3 protein-coding genes are annotated in these 3,568 nt (G+C 69.4%); all 3 read right to left on the reverse strand.

Features of this window, described 5'->3' with window-relative positions; translation table 11 throughout:
- Positions 1 to 551: 551 nt before the first annotated feature.
- The gene (locus HK417_RS26695; RefSeq protein ID WP_222273148.1) at positions 552 to 1,682 is read right to left on the reverse strand and encodes a tyrosine-type recombinase/integrase; all 1,131 of its coding nucleotides are present in this window, start codon (positions 1,680 to 1,682) and stop codon (positions 552 to 554) included.
- 41 nt (positions 1,683 to 1,723) lie between these two features.
- Positions 1,724 to 1,942: an excisionase family DNA-binding protein gene (locus HK417_RS24090; protein WP_222273151.1), complete on the reverse strand. Its 219-nt coding sequence runs from the start codon at positions 1,940 to 1,942 to the stop codon at positions 1,724 to 1,726.
- A 212-nt stretch (positions 1,943 to 2,154) separates the two neighbouring features.
- Positions 2,155 to 3,135 carry an HNH endonuclease gene (locus HK417_RS26700; RefSeq protein WP_222273154.1) on the reverse strand — a complete coding sequence of 327 codons (981 nt, stop codon included), beginning with the start codon at positions 3,133 to 3,135 and terminating at the stop codon, positions 2,155 to 2,157.
- Between the last annotated feature and the right edge of the window lie 433 nt (positions 3,136 to 3,568).

The raw sequence follows: 3,568 nt of genomic DNA on the forward strand, positions 1-3,568 counted from the left end.
TGCGGGGAAGACAGGATCAGACGAGCGCAACGGTTCACCCGTTGCAGACCTCAGCCAGGGACATCGGCCGGTGTGTCACCAACCAGGGCGAAAGTTCGCAGCCGCGGCACTAGCTTTCGTCGCCGCCTCCGGGCTTTCGGTGCAGTGGGCTGGGCGGCCTCCTCGTGGTGGCAGTGCAGGACATGGACTTCTGGTGACGGTGTCCGTCGGTGACGAAGCGGGAGCGCATCGACCAGAACGTTCCGCATCGCCGCGCTCGGGTTGCGGTGCTGTCCGGTCCGGCGGACAACGGGGGTCTTCAGAAGCCTGAACCGGGCCGTCCGGAGGTCCTCCAGACCTTCTCCAGGGGGCCTGTCAGGCGGCTTGACCTGCGCTTCGTGTGGAGCGGGTGACCGGGATCGAACCGGCATGGCCAGCTTGGAAGGCGGGATCTTGTGATCCTGTTTGCGCTGGTCAGCGACTCACTCCGGCTTCCGGGCGAGGGCTCGTGACCCACATGTGACCCAGCGGTCGGGCGTGACCCACGCGTGATCCACCGCGCCTGAAGCCTGCTAATCGCTCCCGTCCGGATCTTCGTCCGAGGCGTCGCTGGCCGCACCCAGCATGGCGTCGAGGGCACGGGCGATCTCGGCGTCGCGGTCGTCGGCCGCGTGCTGGTAGAGGAGGGCGGCGGCGGGGGAGGCGTGGCCCAGCCGGCGCATCAGCTCCTTGGTGGTCGCGCCGGTGGCGGCGGCCAGGGTGGCGCCGGTGTGGCGGAGCTCGTGCGGCCGGACTGCCGGGAGCCCGATGGCCTCAGCGGCGCGGCGGAAGGTCGCGTTCCAGTTGCTGCGGGCGAGGTAGCCGCCCGAACTGGTGGAGAACAGGAGCGCGTCCGGAGATGCGAGGACGTACTTCTCCAGGTGCTTCTCCAGTACGGCCGCGATGGCAGCCGGGAGGGTCACCGTCCGGTGTCCGGCATCTGTCTTGGGCTCGCCGACCACCCACTGACCGCCGACGCGCCGCACCGATCGCTCGACGCGCAGGCGACCGCCGGGCAGGACGTCGGACCGGCGCAGCGCAGTGGCCTCCCCGAATCGGAGCCCGCCGAAGGCGAGGACGAGCAGCAGTGCGCGGTAGCGCCCGGTCCTCCGGGTCCTCCCCAGTTGCTCGGCGAGCCGCAGTGCCTCGGAGGCTGTGAGTGCGCGGGAGGGGCGGGAGGCCCTGGGCGTACCGGCACCACGCAGCCGGCACGGGTTGGACGAGATCACCTCATCGGCGACCGCGACGTTGAGAATCGCCCGCAAGAGCCGGTAGGACTGGGCCAGCGCTGTCGGGCCCGTTGTCCGGCCCGCCTTGGCGTGCCATGAGCGGACGGCGGCGGGGGTGACCTCGTCGACGGGGACGTCGCTCCATGGCGCGGCGAGGTGGTGATGCCACAGGCCTGCGTAGAGGACCCGGGTGCTCTCCCGGAGGTCGTTGCGGGCGAGGTAGTCCTCGGCGTAGTCGCCGACTGTCCTCCGGCTGGCGATGGGAGCCCGCCAGGTCTTACGGAGGAGGTCCGTCTGCTGGGTGGCGAGCCAGGCCCAGGCGTCCGCTTTGGTGCCGAAGACCTTGGCGTGGCGCCGACCGTCGGGGCCGCGGTACCGGGCGCGAAAGCGACCGCTCGGAAGCTCGTCGACGGTGCCGAACGTCCGCTTGGCCACCTCGCGACCCTGGCGGGCGATTCAGCGGGCGTCTTCGCTGCTCAGCGCTGGCTGTGGACTCGGCCGGCGTCCACAAGGGCGTCTAGCGCCGAGCGCTCAAGGCGCACATACTTGCCGACTTTGACGTAGGCGATGCGGCGCTCGGTGATAAGCCGGCGGATGAAGCGCTCACCGGTGCCGAGATACTCACCGGCCTGCGCGACGGTCATCAGCGGATCGACGGGTGAGCGCCGCTGGTCGGTTGTCTGGTGCACCGTCATGACGCAAGGCTCGCCACAAGCCTCCAGTAGGCCTTCAGGTCCGTCCCGCCCGGCGGCCCTACTTCGGTCCGGTGGCGCGTCACTGCCCACGGTCGGTGTCCCAAACGCGGCCCACTACGGGACAGTTGCGCCTCGTGGCGGCTCTTCGCAGGTACCGAAACCCATGTCTCTGCGGGCTCCCTATGGCGACCCAGCGCGTCACGGTGCCGCGCTCAGGGCTGTTGAAGGGCGTCTTGGAGGTCCTCGATGGACAGCCACGGGCGACGTCGGTGGATCATCCGGTGGCAGTTGGAGCACAGGAGCGCCAGGTCCGCTAGGCGCGTGCGGACCGTTCCGGTCACGTGGAGCGGCGTGCGGTGGTGAACCTCGATGTAGAGCCGCCCTCGCTCCCCATAGGTCCGTTCGAAGTCGAAGGCGCAGACTTCGCAGGACACGGTTCCGCCGCTCTTGAGGACGGACTTGATCTTGTGTCGGCGCAACTTCGGGTCGCGCTCTCGCACCAGCGACTTTCGCTCCAGGATCCCGCCCTCATCGGCCGAGGCGTCCGGATCGAGGTCCAGGTCTGGCAGCGGCGCTGTCGCGTCGGGGTTGTCGATTGCCGCGCGTATGGCGCGGGCGCGGCCCGCCATGCCGGCCGGGTCGGCGAGGAATTGATCTAGGACGACCTTGTCTAGCCTGTTGCCCCTGGTTGGTCTGCCCGTGCTGTCCGGGTGCTGGGTCGCGATGTCGGCGGTCTTGCGGGCGACGCCGCTCGGGTTCCGAAAGGTCGGACCGCGCCGCGCCTCGGGGTGGCGTGAAAGGAGCTGCAGGACCTGAGACAGCTCCTCAACTTCTGGGTGGTTCTCGTCGAGGTATCGCCACCCGTGGCGAGAGATGAGGTCGCAAGCCAGCACGATCTCGTCCTCGGTCCAGTCCGGGTTGGGGTCCGAGACGGTGAAGCCGAGACCTCGGAGCGTTGCCGCCGCCGCAGCGTCACCGCCCGAGAACTCGTCGGGCCGGAGCGGCTCCCCGTGCTGGTAGCCGTGCGCCACGCCCAGCAGCGCCTTGGAGTCGTAGAACCGGCCACCGTGCCGGACGAAATAGTCCCGGGCGCGGCCGAACCCGAACTTCTGCAGGAATGACTCACGCCCGAGCTGGTCGAACTCACGGATGGCGGCGAGGACGTCCTCGGTGGTGGCGTCAGGCTGGGGCACCGGGCGAGGTTAGCTGCGATGGCGCACAGGCTCGCGCATTGAAGGTGCTCTGTAGGCCGGAGTCGTTGGCGGCTAGAGGTATGCGGTCTGGCATGTCTGTGCCACCAGACGTAGAAGCCGTCGTGGGGGTAGAGCAGCCTCCCCACGACGGTAAGCGTGGGGGAGGAACCCGCAGTCCTAAGCGCTCGTCAGCCGAACAGCGACATCGATTGGCGCCACTCGGCCTGTCCCAGAAGCCGCCCCCTGGGGCGCCGCACCCAAGCCGAACCGGGCGCCCAGTGCCTGCCTCCTGCCGAGCGCTCCGTCACTGGAGGAGCCGCAAGATCAAGTGCCACACAGACCCGTGAATAGGTGTGTTGCAGGCGCGCGTCAGCGCGGGCGGACGAAGTCCGCCGCCCGTCCGGCACCGCGATCAGGTTGGGGTCAGGTGGCG

The organism is Modestobacter marinus (assembly GCF_019799945.1).
Lineage (GTDB): Bacteria > Actinomycetota > Actinomycetes > Mycobacteriales > Geodermatophilaceae > Modestobacter > Modestobacter marinus_B.

Bases quoted from the DNA above. Each gene is read 5' to 3' on its own strand.
- HK417_RS24090 (WP_222273151.1), bottom strand. From the start codon at position 1,942: ATGACGGTGCACCAGACAACCGACCAGCGGCGCTCACCCGTCGATCCG.